We start from the raw sequence: 14,471 nt of genomic DNA, 5'->3' as shown, positions 1-14,471 counted from the left end.
TCCTCGCATGGTCGTCGTCATGTCCCCCGACGCCACCGACGAGGACGTGGCCCACGTCGTCGCGCGGGTCGAGGGCGTCGGTGGCGAGGCCTTCGTCAGCAAGGGCGTGGTGCGCACGATCATCGGGCTGGTCGGGGACATCGACTCCTTCCACCACCTCAACCTGCGCACCATGCGCGGGGTCGCCGACGTGCACCGCATCTCCGACCCCTACAAGCTCGTCAGCCGCCAGCACCACCCCGACCGCTCGACCGTCTGGGTCGGCCCGCCGGGACGCCAGGTGCCGATCGGTCCCGACACCTTCACGTTCATGGCCGGGCCCTGCGCGGTCGAGACCGCGGCGCAGACCCTCGAGGCCGCGCAGATGGCGGCCTCCGCGGGGGCCACGATCCTGCGCGGCGGGGCCTTCAAGCCGCGCACCTCTCCGTACGCCTTCCAGGGGCTGGGCCTGCGCGGCCTCGAGATCCTGGTCGACGTGGGCCGGGCCACCGGGCTGCCGGTGGTGACCGAGGTCGTCGACGCCCGCGACGTCGCGGTGGTCGCCGAGCACGCCGACATGCTGCAGGTCGGCACCCGCAACATGGCCAACTTCGGCCTGCTGCAGGCGGTCGGTGACGCCGGCCGACCGGTGCTGCTCAAGCGCGGCATGACCGCGACCGTCGAGGAGTGGCTGATGGCTGCCGAGTACGTCGCCCAGCGCGGCAACCTCGACATCGTGCTGTGCGAGCGCGGCATCCGCACCTTCGAGCCCGCCACCCGCAACACCCTCGACGTCTCCGCGGTGCCGGTCGTGCAGGCCACCAGCCACCTGCCGGTGATCACCGACCCCTCGCACGCCGCCGGGCGCAAGGACCTGGTCGTGCCGCTGTCGCGGGCCTCGATCGCCGCCGGGGCCGACGGGATCATCGTCGACGTGCACCCCGACCCGGAGTCGGCGCTGTGCGACGGCCCGCAGGCGCTGCTGGGCACCGAGCTGCGCGAGCTCGCGGCCGCCGTACGACGACTGCCCCCGGTGCTGGGCCGGGTCGACGCCGGCGAGCGGATCCGCACCGCCTGAGCCCACTCCCGGCCCTCGCGACCGGCACCGACCGGTCTGGACCACCTCGCTAGGCTGGACCGGCCGACCGGGGAGGGGCCCAGGGCCGGCGCCGGGGAGGGACGTGACCGCGCACTGCGCCGCCTGCGGGGCACCACTGGTCGACGTCGGCCGCTACTGCACGAGCTGTGGCCAGCCACGGCCCGACGCCCCCGAGGTGACGGCGCCGCCGGCCGTGGGCCGGCGCCCGGGTCCGGCCCGCTACCCGCTCTACGTCGACGCGGACCCCCGACCCGCCCCCGATGCCCCCGCGGCAGCCGCGGCGCAGGACGCCTGGGTGCAGCCGACCGAGACCGACCTGTCGCCGGTGCCGCCTGTGCCGCCTGTGCCGCCGGTGCCGCCTGCCCCCGCGGCACCGGTGCAGCGGACGCGCCGCCGGCGGGGGCTCGGGTGGTTGCTGGCCCTGCTCCTCCTCGCCCTGGTCTGCGTGGCCGGGGCCGCGTGGCTCGGGAGCCGCGACCAGCGCACCGGCTCCCCCGCCACCGAGGGGTCGGCGGCGTCGGGCGAGCCGCGGCCGCTGCTCGACCTGGCCGAGGCCTCAGCGCCCGCCCAGGACGACGACAGCGTCGACATCGCCACCGGCGAGACGACGACGTACGCCGCCGCGAACCTGCTCGACGACGACCCGAGCACCGCGTGGCGGGTGCCCGGTGCCGCGGTCGGCACCGAGCTGGTGCTGCGCCTCGACCAGGACGTCACGCTCACCACCGTCGGGCTGGTCAACGGCTACGCCAAGACGTCGGTCTCGGAGGGGACCACCTACGACCTCTACGCCGGGGGGCGGCGGGTCACCGCGGTCACCTGGCTGCTCGGCGACGCGCCACCGGTGCGCCAGGAGCTCGACGAGACCCGCGACCCGCAGGTCCTCGACGTCGGTGCGGTCACCACCGACACCGTGCGGCTGCGCATCGAGTCGGTCACCGAGCCGGGCTCGGGGCCGGCCGCCCGCGACACCACCGCGATCAGCGACGTGGTGCTCGAGGGGATCGTCGCGGACGCGGCCGGCGGTGGGTAGGAACACCCACCCCCGCCGCGGAGGATGGGTGCTGCGACCGACGCGTGGGAGGGCGGGCGGCTCCTAGCGTGGGTGCCACCCTCACCCACCTGGAGTAGTCATGAGCGACACCCTCCGCGACAGCACCTCCGAGACGTCCACCGACGTCGTCGTCGTCGGCGCCGGCCAGTCGGGCCTGGCGACCGCCTACCACCTGCGGCGCCGAGGGATCGACCTCGTGGTCCTCGACGCCGCCGAGCACGTCGGGGACCAGTGGCGCCGCCAGTGGGACTCGCTGCGCCTCTACTCCCCCGCCCGCTACGACGCACTGCCGGGGATGGCGTTCCCGGCCCCGCCGTGGTCCTACCCCGACAAGGACCAGGTGGCCGACTACCTGGCCTCCTACGCCCGGCACCTCGACCTCCCGGTCCGGCTGCGCACCCGGGTCCTCGCCGTCGACCCCGACGGCGACGGGTACGCCGTGCACACCGACGCGGGCACCTACCGCTGCCGCAGCGTGGTGGTGGCCACGGGCACGTTCGGGCGGGCGCCGTACCGGCCCGGCATCGCCGCGCAGCTCGACCCCGGGATCCTGCAGCTGCACTCCAGCGAGTACCGCCGCCCCGGGCAGCTGCGCGAGGGGCCCGTGCTGGTGGTCGGGGCCGGCCACTCCGGCACCGACATCGCCTACGAGGCCGCCGAGAGCCACCCCACGATCCTGGCCGGACGCGACTGCGGGCAGATCCCGCCCCGGCTGGAGTCCCGCAGGATGCGGCTGCTGTTCCCCGTGCTGATGCTGGTGTGGAAGCACGTGCTCAACCGTCGGACCCCGGTCGGGCGCCGGATGATGCCGCACCTGCGTCACCACGGCGGCCCGATGCTCCGGGTCAAGCGCGCCGACCTGGCCGCGCGCGGCGTGGAGCGGGTGACCTCACGGGTGGAGTCGGTCCAGGACGGGCGACCGGTCGTCGACGGCACCCCCCGGGACGTGGCGACCGTCGTCTGGGCCACCGGGTTCCGGCAGGGCTTCGACTGGATCCACCTGCCGGTCGTCGGCGACGACGGCTGGCCCCGCGAGCTGCGCGGGGTGGCCACCGACGCCCCCGGGCTCTTCTTCTGCGGCCTGGCCTTCCAGTACTCCTTCACCTCGATGCTGCTGGCCGGCGCCGACCGGGACGCCGGGTTCGTCGCCGCCCGGGTGGCCGAGAGGCACCGGGACCGCGCCGGGCTCGCGACCGCGGCCTGAGCCGCCGTACGCTGCCCGGGGAGGTTCCTGCGATGGGCGTCGGCGAGCTCGAGCGGGCCCGGGCCGGCTTCGAGCGCGGCGACTGGGCCGCCGCCCACGCGGGCTGGGCGGCCTCGGCACCGGGCACGCTGTCGGTGCAGGACCTCGCCGACCTCGCCACCGCGGCCGAGCTGCTCGGGCGCCACACCGAGGCGGTGGCGGCCCTCCAGGACGCCTTCGCACGGTCCCTCGAGGGCGGGGAGCTCCCCCGGGCCGTCCACTGCGCCTTCCGGTTGGCGATGACCACCGCCGCCCACAGCCAGCCGGCGCTGTCCGCAGGGTGGGCCGCGCGTGTCGAGGAGCTCCTCGACACGCTCGACGCCGACGCGGTCGAGCACGGCTGGGTGGCGATGCTGCGGATGTTCCGCGCGCTCGGCGCCGGGGCGTTCGACGAGGCGGGCGCGTGCGCCGACCGGGCGGCGGCCGTGGGACGAGGACACCACGACACCGACCTGGTCGCCATGGCCACCTGTGCGCGCGGACGGTTCGCGATGTACGCCGGGCGGGTGCCCGCCGGGCTGGCGCTGCTGGACGAGTCGATGGTCCGGGTGGTGGCCGGGGAGACCTCGCCCGTGATCGCCGGCCACGTCTACTGCACCGCCATCGAGGGCTGCCAGGAGGTCGGCGACCTGGCCCGCGTCGCGGAGTGGACAGCCGCACTCGAACGCTGGTGCGCCCGGCAGCCGGGCCTGCTGGCCTTCACCGGGCAGTGCGCCGTGCACCGTGGCCAGCTGCTGCGCCTGCACGGGGACTGGCCCGGTGCCCTCGCGGAGTTCGCGGACGCGGAGCGGCGCTACCGCCAGGTGCACGCCCTCGACGCGGTGGGGCTGGCGTCGTACGAGAGGGGCGAGGTGCTGCGGCTGCTCGGTCAGCACGCCGACGCCGAGGCCGCCTTCGACCGGGCCTCCGACCACGGCTACGAGCCGCAGCCCGGGCTCGCCCTGCTGTGGGTGGCGCGCGGGCGCACGGGCGCCGCACGGGCGGCGGTGGGCCGACTGCTCACCGAGGCGGCCGGACCCGTGCAGCGGGCGCGCCTGCTCGGCCCGGCCGTCGACGTGCTCCTCGCCTGCGACGACCAGGGCGCCGCCCGCGACCTGGTCGACGACCTGGACCGCCTGGCCGCGGAGTTCGGCTGCGCCGGGCTGCTGGCCACGGCCGCGGCCGCGCACGGTGCGGTCGAGGTCGCCGGCGGCGACCCGGCCGGCGCGCTCCCCTACCTGCGCAAGGCGTACACCGCCTGGGTCGCCCTCGACGGCCCGCACGAGGTCGCGCGGGTGCGCGTGCAGCTGGCCCGGGCCCTGCGCTCGATGGGCGACCACGACTCGGCACGTGGCGAGCTGGAGGCTGCCCGCCGCACCTTCGCAGCCCTGGGGGCCGCGCCGGACCTGGCCCAGGTGGGGCGCCTGATGGCTCCCGAGGTGCTGCCCGCCGGGCTGACCGGGCGCGAGGCGGAGGTGCTGCGGCTGGTGGCCGCCGGGCGCAGCAACGCGCAGATCGCCGACGAGCTGGTGCTCAGCGAGAAGACCGTGGCCCGGCACCTGAGCAACATCTTCACCAAGCTCGACGTGCACTCCCGGACCGCCGCAGCGGCGTTCGCCTTCGAGCACGACCTGATGTGAGGGCGTCTGCCGGTCGGCTGGCTCAGAGGCGGGCCAGCACGGCCGCGGCCCGCTCGGCGGCCGCGCGGTCCACGCCGAGGTGGGTGACCAGGCGCACCGTGCGCGGCCCCACGGCCGCCACGCGCACACCGGCCTCGGCCGCGCGTGCGACGTAGCCCGGTGCGTCGTCGTGGGGCACCACCACGATGTTGGTGTCCACGCCGGCCGGGTCGACCCCGCAGGCCTCCGCCAGCAGGCGGGCGTGCTCGTGGTCGTCGGCGAGGCGGTCGAGGTGGTGGTCGAGGGCGTGCCGGCCGGCGGCGGCCAGGATGCCGACCTGCCGCATCCCGCCGCCCATCCGCTTGCGGCGCACCCGCGCCGCGGAGATCGCGTCGGCGCTGCCGACCATCAGCGAGCCCACCGGGGCCCCGAGGCCCTTGGAGAGGCAGACCGCCATCGTGTCGGCGACCGCGCCGTACTCCGCCAGCGGCGTGCCGGTCGCCACGTGCGCGTTCCAGAGCCGTGCGCCGTCGACGTGCACCGCGATGCCGGCGCCGTCGGCGAGCTCGCGCAGGTCGCGCAGGTCGCCGATCGGCAGCACCGTGCCGCCCGCGAAGTTGTGGGTGTTCTCGACCGAGACCGCGGCCGTGCGGACGAAGAACGGCCCCATGTCGGGGGCGAGCATGCCGCCGACGACGTCGAGGTCGAGCTGGCCGCGCGAGTGCAGCCAGGTGCGCATCGTGACCCCCGAGATCGCGCCGTGGGCGCCGAGCTCGGCGCGCGCGATGTGGGCGGAGGCCTCGCACAGCACCTCCTCACCGGGCTCGACCAGGGCGCGCACCGCCAGCACGTTGGCCATCGACCCGGTGGGGGTGAAGAGCGCCGCCTCGTGGCCCAGCAGCCCCGCGACGTGCTCCTCGAGGTCGAGGACGGTCGGGTCCTCGCCGTACACGTCGTCGCCGACCTCGGCGCGCGCCATGGCGGCGCGCATCGACTCGGTGGGCTGGGTCAGGGTGTCGGAGCGCAGGTCGATCACCCCGGCATCCTCACACCCGCGAGCCGGCCGGTTCGAACCGGCCGGGTGGGCGCGCACGCCGAGCCGGCGCCAGTTCACGCGCGAGTCGGCGCCAGTTCCGGAACTGGCGCCGACTCGGCGAGGAAGTAGCGCCGACTCGGCGGGCCGGCGGGCTGGTGCCTCAGGCCTTCTTGAGCATCTCCGCGACGAGGAAGGCGGTCTCCAGCGACTGCACCCGGTTCAGGCGCGGGTCGCAGACCGACTCGTAGCGGTTGCCGAGGTCGATCTCGGCCAGCTCCTCGCCACCACCGACGCACTCGGTGACGTCGTCGCCGGTGAGCTCGATGTGGATGCCGCCGGGCCAGGTGCCCAGGGCGCGGTGGACGTCGAAGAAGCCCTGCAGCTCGTCGATGACGTCCTCGAACTTGCGGGTCTTGTAGCCCGAGGAGGCCTCGAAGGTGTTGCCGTGCATCGGGTCGCAGACCCAGGCGACCTGCAGGCCCGCGGCGGTGACCTTCTCGACCAGGTCGGGCAGGCCGTCGCGGATCTTGCCCGCGCCGAAGCGGGTGATGAAGGTCAGGCGCCCGGGCGTGTTGTCGGGGTTGAGCTTGGCGGCCAGCGCGATCGCGTCGTCGGCGGTGGTGGTCGGGCCGAGCTTCACGCCGATGGGGTTGCGGATCTTGCTCAGCAGCTCGACGTGGGCGCCGTCGAGCTGGCGGGTGCGCTCGCCGATCCACACGAAGTGCCCCGAGACGTCGTACGGCGCCTCGGTGCGCGAGTCGATGCGCGTCATCGCGTGCTCGTACTCCAGCACCAGCGCCTCGTGGCTGGAGTGGAAGTCGACGCGGTGGAACTCGTCGGGGTCGGCGCCGATGGCCTTCATGAAGGTCAGCGCGCGCTCGATGTCGGCGGCCATCGACTCGTAGCGCTGGCCGATCGGGCTGGAGCGCACGAAGTCGGTGTTCCAGGTGTGCACCTGGCGCAGGTCGGCGTAGCCGCCGGTCACGAAGGCGCGCACCAGGTTGAGGGTGGCGGCCGAGGCGTTGTAGACGTCGACGAGGCGCTGCGGGTCGGGCACCCGCGAGGCCTCGGTGAACTCGAAGCCGTTGACGGCGTCACCGCGGTAGGCCGGCAGCGTGACGGCCTCGCCGTCGACGGTGCGGGTCTCGTTGTCGGAGGAGCGCGGCTTGGCGTACTGCCCGGCCAGCCGGCCGACCTTGACCACCGGCACCGAGCCGGCGTACGTCAGCACGACCGCCATCTGCAGCAGCACGCGCAGCTTGTTGCGCACGTTGTCGGCCGTCACGCCGGCGAAGGTCTCGGCGCAGTCGCCGCCCTGCAGCAGGAACGCCTCGCCGCGGGTGACCGCGGCGATCTTGTCGGTCAGGTCGTCGCACTCACCGGCGAAGACCAGCGGCGGCATCGTGCGCAGCTTGGTGACGGCGGCGTCGACGGCAGCACGGTCGGGGTACGACGGCTGCTGGGCTGCTCCGCGGGCGTGCAGGCTCTCGAGATCGGGGATGGCGCTCACCCGACCAGACTACGTCCGTGCGGGGCGCCCCTCCGATTCGCGGCTCGGGCGTGGGACGCTCACTGCCCCTCGAGGTGGTCGATGTCACGGAAGCCGGTGCGCTTGGCCCGCACCCCCCGGTTGGTGGCCCAGGTCAGCACCCACAGGCCGACGCCGATGAGCAGCAGCACCCCGGCGATGGAGTACTGGATGTGGTCGTCCTCGTTGCGCGCCCACGGCCCGACGAGGAAGGCGGCGGTCGCGGCACCGACGTACGGCACCCAGGTCGGGGCGCGGAAGACCGGCTCGGTGCGGGTGTCGCGGCGCAGCACCAGGCAGGCGATGTTGACGACCGTGAAGACGACCAGCAGCAGCAGCCCGGTGGTGCCGGCCAGCGCCACCACGACGTCGCTGTCGGAGCGCAGCCGCACGAAGGTGATCAGGCCCAGCGCCATGGCGGTGGTGAAGAGGATCGCGGCCCACGGGGAGCGGCGCCCCGGCAGCACCGCCGACAGCGAGCGCGGCAGCACGTCCTGCTTGCCCATGCCGTAGATCAGCCGGCTGGCCATCAGCATGTTGATCAGGGCGGTGTTGGCGACCGCGAAGACGGTCAGGAACGGGAAGATGTCGTCGATCGGCAACCCCGGCGCGCCGACCCGCACCACGTCGAGCAGGATGCCGGCCTCGGGGTTGACCGGGTCGGTGATGTCGCCCGGCGGGATCACCACGACCACGGTGATCGCGACGAGCACGTAGATCACCGCGCAGATGCCCAGGCCGGTGAGCATGATGCGGGGGAAGGTCCGGCCCGGGTCCTCGACCTCCTCGACCATGTTCACGGAGTCCTCGAAGCCGACCATCGCGAAGAACGCCACCGTGGTGGCGATGGTGATGGCCGCGAAGACGTTCTTGTCGCCCGGCGACTCGAAGACCACGACCCGGCCCACGTCGCCGTCGGTGGCCATCGCCCAGAAGCCGATGGCGATGATGACGCCGAGCGCGAGCACCACGACCGAGGTCAGCACCACGTTGAAACGAACGCTCTCGCCGACGCCGCGCAGGTTGACGAGCGCGAGCAGCACCATGAAGCCGAGCGCGACGAGCAGGGTCGCGGTGTCGCCGGTGGGTACGCCGCCGACGAGGCCGTCGAGGCCGAGCAGCAGGTTGGAGGCGACCAGGCCCGAGGACGTCGAGGCGCTGGTGATGCCCGAGCAGACCACCGCGAAGGCCACCAGGAAGGTCAGGAAGTGCACGTTGAACGCCTTGTGCACGAACAGCGCGGCCCCGGCGGCCTGCGGGTGCTTGGTGACCAGCTCGAGGTAGGACAGCGCGGTCAGGGCGGCCACGGCGAAGGCGACCAGGAACGGCACCCAGGCCACGCCCCCGACCTCGCCGGCCACGTCGCCGGTGATCGCGAAGACGCCGGCGCCGATGATGTCGCCGACGATGAAGAACAGCAGCAGCCGCGGGCCGATGGCCCGCTTGAGCTCGCCCCCCGCCCCCTCGTCACGCTGCTCCGCCGGGTCGGGGCGGGTCGTGCTCTGCGTGGCCATGCTGCCTCCCGGGTCGTGGTGCTGGGAGGAGTCCTGCCCCGCGGCGCCCCGGCCAAACCTGCGGGCGCGGGGACCTCAGCCGAAGAAGACCTCGGCCTCGGCGTACTCGGCGGGGCTGACGGTCTTGAGCTCGCCGGTGCCCTCGATCAGGGGGACCCGGTCGATGCGGGTGCCGCGCAGCGCCATCATCGTGCCGAAGTCGCCGTCGGCGACCGCGTCGGCGGCCTGCAGCCCGAAGCGGGTGGCCAGCCACCGGTCGAAGGCGGTGGGGGTGCCGCCGCGCTGGATGTGGCCCAGCACGACCGCCCGCGCCTCCTTGCCGGTGCGCTGCTCGATCTCGCTGGCCAGCCGGTCGCCGATGCCCCCCAGGCGCACGTGGCCGAACGAGTCCTTCTCCCCCGAGGAGAGCGTCATGTCGCCGCCGTCCTTGGGCACCGCGCCCTCGGAGACGACGATGATGGGGGCGTACTCGCTCTCGAAGCGGGTCTGGACGTGGTCGCAGACGGCGTCGATGTCGAAGGGCTGCTCGGGGATCAGGATGGCGCTGGCGCCGCCGGCCATGCCGGCGTGCAGGGCGATCCAGCCGGCGTGGCGGCCCATCACCTCCACCACCAGCACCCGGTGGTGCGACTCGGCGGTGGTGTGCAGCCGGTCGATCGCGTCGGTGGCGATGTTGACGGCCGTGTCGAAGCCGAAGGTGAAGTCGGTGCCCGACAGGTCGTTGTCGATGGTCTTGGGGACCCCGACGACCGAGACGCCCGCCTCGGCCAGCTTGGTGGCCACGCCGAGGGTGTCCTCGCCGCCGATCGCCACCAGGGCGTCGACCCCGTCGGCGGCCAGGTTGGCGCGGATCCGCTCCACCCCGTCGTCGATCGCGAACGGGTTGGTGCGCGAGGAGCCCAGGATGGTGCCGCCGCGCGGCAGGATGCCGCGGCACTGCTCGATGCCCAGCGGGAAGCTCAGCCCCTCGAGGGGGCCCTTCCAGCCGTCGCGGTAGCCGATCAGCTCGAAGCCGTGGTCGCGCACCCCACGGCGCACCACGGCACGGATGACGGCGTTGAGGCCGGGGCAGTCCCCGCCTCCGGTCAGCACTCCCACTCGCATGACCTCGACCCTAGTCGCGAGCGCGTCGCACGGCCATCACCTCCGGCGGCGTGCGAGCATGCGCGCCATGACCGTCCGCCTGCTCGCCTCCGGCGTGGCCCTGCTGCTCGCCGCCGCCGCCTCCTGGGCCGGCCTCGCCGCGTCCCACCTCGACGGCTACCGCTGGGACGAGGCGTCGCTCGTCCCGGCCGACGGGCGACCCCACGACGTACGGCTGGCCGGCGACCGCACGGCGGTGCTGTGGACCTACGAGCCCGACGCGACGCCGGACTGCTCCGCGGTCGACACGACCACGGGCCGCGACCTGCCGATGGCGCCGCTCGACGCCTCCTACCGTCGCGAGGGCGGCAGCCCCGGCGACTGGACAGGCACCGCCTCCTTCGAACCGGCGTCCGCGACCGTCGAGGTGACCTGCACCGGGGGCGGGGGCAGCACGGTCCACGAGACCGCGGTGGCCGTCGAGACCGCCCCGCGGCTGCCCGCCCCGCTCGTCGGCCTCGGCGCGTGGGGCGCCGTCCCGGGCGTGCTGGCGCTGGCCGGGCTGCTGGCGCTCGGCGCCGCCGCCCTGCTCGTCGTACGACGCCGGCCGGCGGCGCGCTGACCGGCGCGGCCGCTCAGACCGCCAGCACCTCGGAGCGGGTGCTGACCCGGTCGGTGGCCAGCGGCATCACCCGGCCCAGCCGCAGGGCGACCAGGCCGCCCGCGAGGGCGATCGCGCCCAGCGCCGCCCAGATCGGCCACACGCCGCGGTCGAGCAGCCACGCGAAGGTCACCGGCGCGACCGCGCCCGCCACGCCCCAGGCCAGCTGCACCAGCGAGAGGTAGCGACCGCGCAGGTGCTCGGGCGCCGCCTCGGCCGACAGGGCGCCGTGCACCGGCCCGCCGAGGAGCTCGCCGGCGGTGTAGACGACCGAGCCGAGCAGCAGCGCGACCACCGCGAGGGCGACCGGGAGCGCACCGGCCAGCGCCATGACGGCGTACGCCGCCGCGAAGGTGGCGTGGGCGAGCAGCAGCACCCGCCAGCGGCGCGCGCCCGTCATCGCGCGCACCACCAACCCCTGGCCCAGGCCGACCAGCACCGTGTTGAGCGTGAAGACGGTGCCGGTGACCCAGCCGGGCAGCCCCAGCACCGTCGTGGCGTAGACCGGCAGCACCACGTTGAGCACCATCATCGACATCGCGAAGCACAGCTGGCCCAGCACCAGCAGCCGGTAGGGCCGGTCGCGCAGCACCGTGGCCCACGAGCCGGGCTCGGGGCGGTGGCCGCTCGAGGCCGTGGCCGGCACCGACAGCAGCAGCAGGAAGGCCACGGCGTACGACGCCGCGTTGACGACCACGATGGCGGCGTACGCCGACGGGGTGCCGATGGTGATGGCGAGCCCGGCCGCGAGCCCGCCGAGCGCGAAGCCGACGTTGCGCAGCGCGCCCAGGAAGCCGAACCAGCGCTCCCGCTCCCCCGGCCGCGAGATGGCGGCCACGATGGTGCCGTAGGAGCCCCAGAAGGCGGTGCGCCCCAGGGTCACCACGACGGTCCACACGACGACCGCGGTGAACGACTCGGTCAGCAGGTAGGCCAGGAAGCCCACACCCTGCAGCGCGTTGCCGGCCAGCAGCACGACCTTGGCGCCGAAGCGGTCGACGACACCGCCCAGCAGCGGCCCGACCGGCAGCGCCAGGAGCGCCGAGAGCGACAGCGCCGCACCGACCTCGACCAGCCCCAGCGACGTGGTGGCCAGGAAGTACAGCACCGAGACCGGCATGAAGACGCCGCTGCCGACCGCGTCGATGGCGATCGCGGTGACGAAGCGGCGGTGGTCCCCGAGAGAGGGCCAGCCCAGGCGCTCGGCCCAGGTGGTCGTGTGCGGCACGCGGAGCATCCTCACAGTGCGGTGGCTCGGGCGTCGACCCGTCCCCGGATCGCTACAGTCCCGGCATGACCTTCTCGATCGTGGCCCGCTCCGCCGACGGTGAGTCCTGGGGGGTGGCGGTGGCCTCGAAGTTCCTGGCCGTCGGCAGCGCCGTGCCCGCCGCGGTGGCCCAGGTCGGCGCCATCGCCACCCAGGCCGACGCCAACGTCGCCTTCAAGGGCCTGGCGCTCTCGCACCTCGACGAGGGCGCCACCGCCGCGGTCGCCCTCGACCGGCTGCTCGAGGAGGACGAGGGCCGCGACCACCGCCAGGTCGGCATCGTCGACGTCGACGGCGGCGCCGCCACCTTCACCGGCCCCCTGTGCCTGGACTGGGCGGGTGGGCGCAGCGGCGACGGCTACGCGCTGCAGGGCAACGTGCTCGCCGGCGAGGAGGTCCTCGAGGCGATGGAGACCGCGTTCCTCGGCTCCGACCCGGGAGCCCCGCTCGGCACCCGGCTGCTGGCCGCGCTGCACGCCGGCGACCGGGCCGGCGGCGACCGCCGCGGTCGCCAGTCGGCGGCGCTGCTGGTGGTGCGCGACGAGGCCGGGTACGGCGGTCTCGACGACATCGAGGTCGACCTGCGCGTCGACGACCACGCCGACCCCGTGGTCGAGCTCGCCCGCCTGCTCGACCTCAACGAGCTCTACCTGACCGCCTCCACCGAGGAGGAGAAGGTGGCCGTCACCCCCGAGCTCGAGGCCGAGCTCGAGCGGTTCGCGGCCGAGGGCGGCCACCGCGACTTCCACGCGTGGGTCGGCACCGAGAACTACGAGATGCGGGTGGCACCCGACCTGTCCTGGATCGACCGGCGGATCCTGGCCGTGGTGCGCGGGGGCCCCGACGAGGCCACCGCGTGAGCTGTGTCCTGGCGATCGACGCCGGCACCACCGGCGTCACCGCGGTCGTCGTCGACGCCTCCGGCCAGGTCCGGGCCCGCGGCTACCAGGAGTTCGCCCAGCACTTCCCGCACCCCGGGTGGGTCGAGCACGCGCCGGAGGAGATCTGGCAGGCGACCCTGGAGTCGGTGCGCGCGGTGCTGGGCCAGGTCGACGCCGCCGAGCTGACCTCGATCGGGATCACCAACCAGCGCGAGACCGTGCTGCTGTGGGACCGCGAGACCCTGGGCTCCCCGCGGCGCGCCATCGTCTGGCAGGACCGACGTACGGCCGAGATCTGCGTGCGGCTGCGCGAGCAGGGCCACGAGCCGCGGGTCGCCGAGCTGACCGGGCTGCGGCTGGACCCCTACTTCTCCGGCACCAAGCTGGCCTGGCTGGCCGAGCACGAGCCGCGCACCTGGGCGCTGGTCGAGGAGGGCCGGTACGCCGTCGGCACCGTCGACTCCTACCTGGTCGCGCGGATGACCCGCGGCCTCGAGCACGTCACCGACGTCTCCAACGCCAGCCGCACGCTGCTCTACGACCTCACCACCGGCGACTGGTCGGCCGAGCTGTGCGCGCTCTTCGGGGTGCCGGTGGACGCGCTGCCCGAGATCGTGCCCAGCTGGGGCGAGGTCGCGACCACCGACCCGCGCTCGTTCCTGGGCCTCTCGCTCCCGGTGGCCGGCATCGCCGGCGACCAGCAGGCGGCGCTCTTCGGCCAGACCTGCTTCGACGTCGGCGACGCCAAGTGCACCTACGGCACCGGCTCGTTCATCCTCACCAACACCGGCGGCGAGCTGGTGCGCTCCGACGCCGGGCTGCTCACCACCGCCGCGTGGCGCTCGCCCGACGGCACCGACACCTTCGCGCTCGAGGGCGCCGTCTTCGTCACGGGTGCCGCGGTGCAGTGGCTGCGCGACGGCCTGCAGATCATCGGCTCCGCCGCCGAGACCGAGGCGATCGCGGCGACCGTCGACAGCTCCGAGGGGGTCGTCTTCGTGCCGGCCCTGACCGGCCTGGGCGCCCCCGACTGGGACCCGCACGCCCGCGGCACCATCCACGGCCTGACCCGCGGCACCACCCGCGCCCACATCGTGCGCGCCACCCTCGAGGCGATCGCCTTCGAGGTGCGCGACGTGCTCCAGACGATGCACGGCACCGTTCCGGCCCGCACCTCGCTGCGCGTCGACGGCGGGGCCTGCGCCAACGACCTGCTCTGCCAGGTCCAGGCCGACCAGCTCGGCCTCGAGGTGCAGCGCCCCCGCCTGTCGGAGACCACCGCGCTCGGCGCCGCCTTCCTCGCGGGCCTGGGCACCGGTGTCTGGAGCTCCACCGACGACCTGCGCGAGACCTGGCAGCTCGACCGCAGCTTCTCCCCCCGCGGCGACCGCGAGCGCGCCGACGCCGAGCACGCCCGCTGGCGCGAGGCGGTCGAGCGCTCCAAGGGCTGGGCCCTCCTGTGACCAGGGCCCAACCCCACGCTGACCCGGCGCATATCTCGCGCTGACCCGGCGCAGATCTTCCACTC

Annotated in this window: 12 protein-coding genes; 7 read left to right on the top strand and 5 right to left on the bottom strand. The window is 74.5% G+C overall.

Features of this window, described 5'->3' with window-relative positions; translation table 11 throughout:
* Positions 1–7: 7 nt before the first annotated feature.
* The 4 genes from aroF to OCU29_RS03380 all read left to right on the top strand — a co-directional run bounded on the left by aroF (position 8) and on the right by OCU29_RS03380 (position 4,994).
* Positions 8–1,057 (top strand): 3-deoxy-7-phosphoheptulonate synthase, encoded by a 1,050-nt coding sequence (aroF, locus tag OCU29_RS03395; protein WP_179616088.1) that lies wholly within the window; start codon positions 8–10, stop codon positions 1,055–1,057.
* 103 nt (positions 1,058–1,160) lie between these two features.
* On the top strand, positions 1,161–2,111 hold the full coding sequence (locus OCU29_RS03390; RefSeq protein WP_261818782.1) for a hypothetical protein: 951 nt from the start codon (positions 1,161–1,163) through the stop codon (positions 2,109–2,111).
* Positions 2,112–2,211: 100 nt separating this feature from the next.
* Positions 2,212–3,336, top strand: coding sequence for an NAD(P)/FAD-dependent oxidoreductase (locus OCU29_RS03385; protein WP_261818781.1), 1,125 nt, complete (start codon positions 2,212–2,214; stop codon positions 3,334–3,336).
* A gap of 32 nt (positions 3,337–3,368) precedes the next feature.
* Positions 3,369–4,994 (top strand): LuxR family transcriptional regulator, encoded by a 1,626-nt coding sequence (locus tag OCU29_RS03380; RefSeq protein WP_261818780.1) that lies wholly within the window; start codon positions 3,369–3,371, stop codon positions 4,992–4,994.
* A 22-nt stretch (positions 4,995–5,016) separates the two neighbouring features.
* Here the strand turns inward: OCU29_RS03380 and OCU29_RS03375 are convergent, their stop codons facing one another.
* The 4 genes from OCU29_RS03375 to OCU29_RS03360 all read right to left on the bottom strand — a co-directional run bounded on the left by OCU29_RS03375 (position 5,017) and on the right by OCU29_RS03360 (position 10,155).
* Positions 5,017–6,009, bottom strand: coding sequence for a low specificity L-threonine aldolase (locus tag OCU29_RS03375; protein WP_261818779.1), 993 nt, complete (start codon positions 6,007–6,009; stop codon positions 5,017–5,019).
* Positions 6,010–6,169: 160 nt separating this feature from the next.
* Entirely contained in the window at positions 6,170–7,519 is a 1,350-nt protein-coding gene (locus OCU29_RS03370; RefSeq protein ID WP_261818778.1) for a class II 3-deoxy-7-phosphoheptulonate synthase, read from the bottom strand.
* 59 nt (positions 7,520–7,578) lie between these two features.
* Positions 7,579–9,051, bottom strand: coding sequence for an APC family permease (locus OCU29_RS03365; protein ID WP_261818777.1), 1,473 nt, complete (start codon positions 9,049–9,051; stop codon positions 7,579–7,581).
* 75 nt (positions 9,052–9,126) lie between these two features.
* Positions 9,127–10,155, bottom strand: a complete 1,029-nt coding sequence (locus tag OCU29_RS03360; RefSeq protein WP_261818776.1) for a 6-phosphofructokinase — start codon at positions 10,153–10,155, stop codon at positions 9,127–9,129.
* Positions 10,156–10,222: 67 nt separating this feature from the next.
* On the opposite strand from OCU29_RS03360, the gene OCU29_RS03355 reads away from it, so the two are divergent.
* Positions 10,223–10,756, top strand: a complete 534-nt coding sequence (locus OCU29_RS03355; protein ID WP_261818775.1) for a hypothetical protein — start codon at positions 10,223–10,225, stop codon at positions 10,754–10,756.
* 13 nt (positions 10,757–10,769) lie between these two features.
* On the opposite strand, the gene OCU29_RS03350 is transcribed toward OCU29_RS03355, so the two are convergent.
* A complete protein-coding gene (locus OCU29_RS03350) occupies positions 10,770–12,023 on the bottom strand; it encodes an MFS transporter (RefSeq protein WP_218876340.1) in 1,254 nt (417 codons plus the stop codon).
* Between the two features lie 65 nt (positions 12,024–12,088).
* Here OCU29_RS03350 and OCU29_RS03345 point away from each other — a divergent pair, with 65 nt between their 5' ends.
* Both OCU29_RS03345 and glpK read left to right on the top strand, forming a co-directional pair.
* Complete coding sequence (locus OCU29_RS03345; RefSeq protein ID WP_261818774.1) at positions 12,089–12,922, top strand: DUF1028 domain-containing protein; 834 nt, start codon at positions 12,089–12,091, stop codon at positions 12,920–12,922.
* Complete coding sequence (gene glpK / locus OCU29_RS03340; protein ID WP_261818773.1) at positions 12,919–14,406, top strand: glycerol kinase GlpK; 1,488 nt, start codon at positions 12,919–12,921, stop codon at positions 14,404–14,406. Before OCU29_RS03345 ends, glpK begins: the two co-directional genes overlap by 4 nt.
* The last annotated feature ends 65 nt before the right edge of the window (positions 14,407–14,471 follow it).

The organism is Nocardioides sp. OK12, from assembly GCF_024341885.1.
Classification (GTDB): domain Bacteria; phylum Actinomycetota; class Actinomycetes; order Propionibacteriales; family Nocardioidaceae; genus Nocardioides; species Nocardioides marinisabuli.
This window is presented reverse-complemented; position numbering and strand designations above follow the sequence as displayed.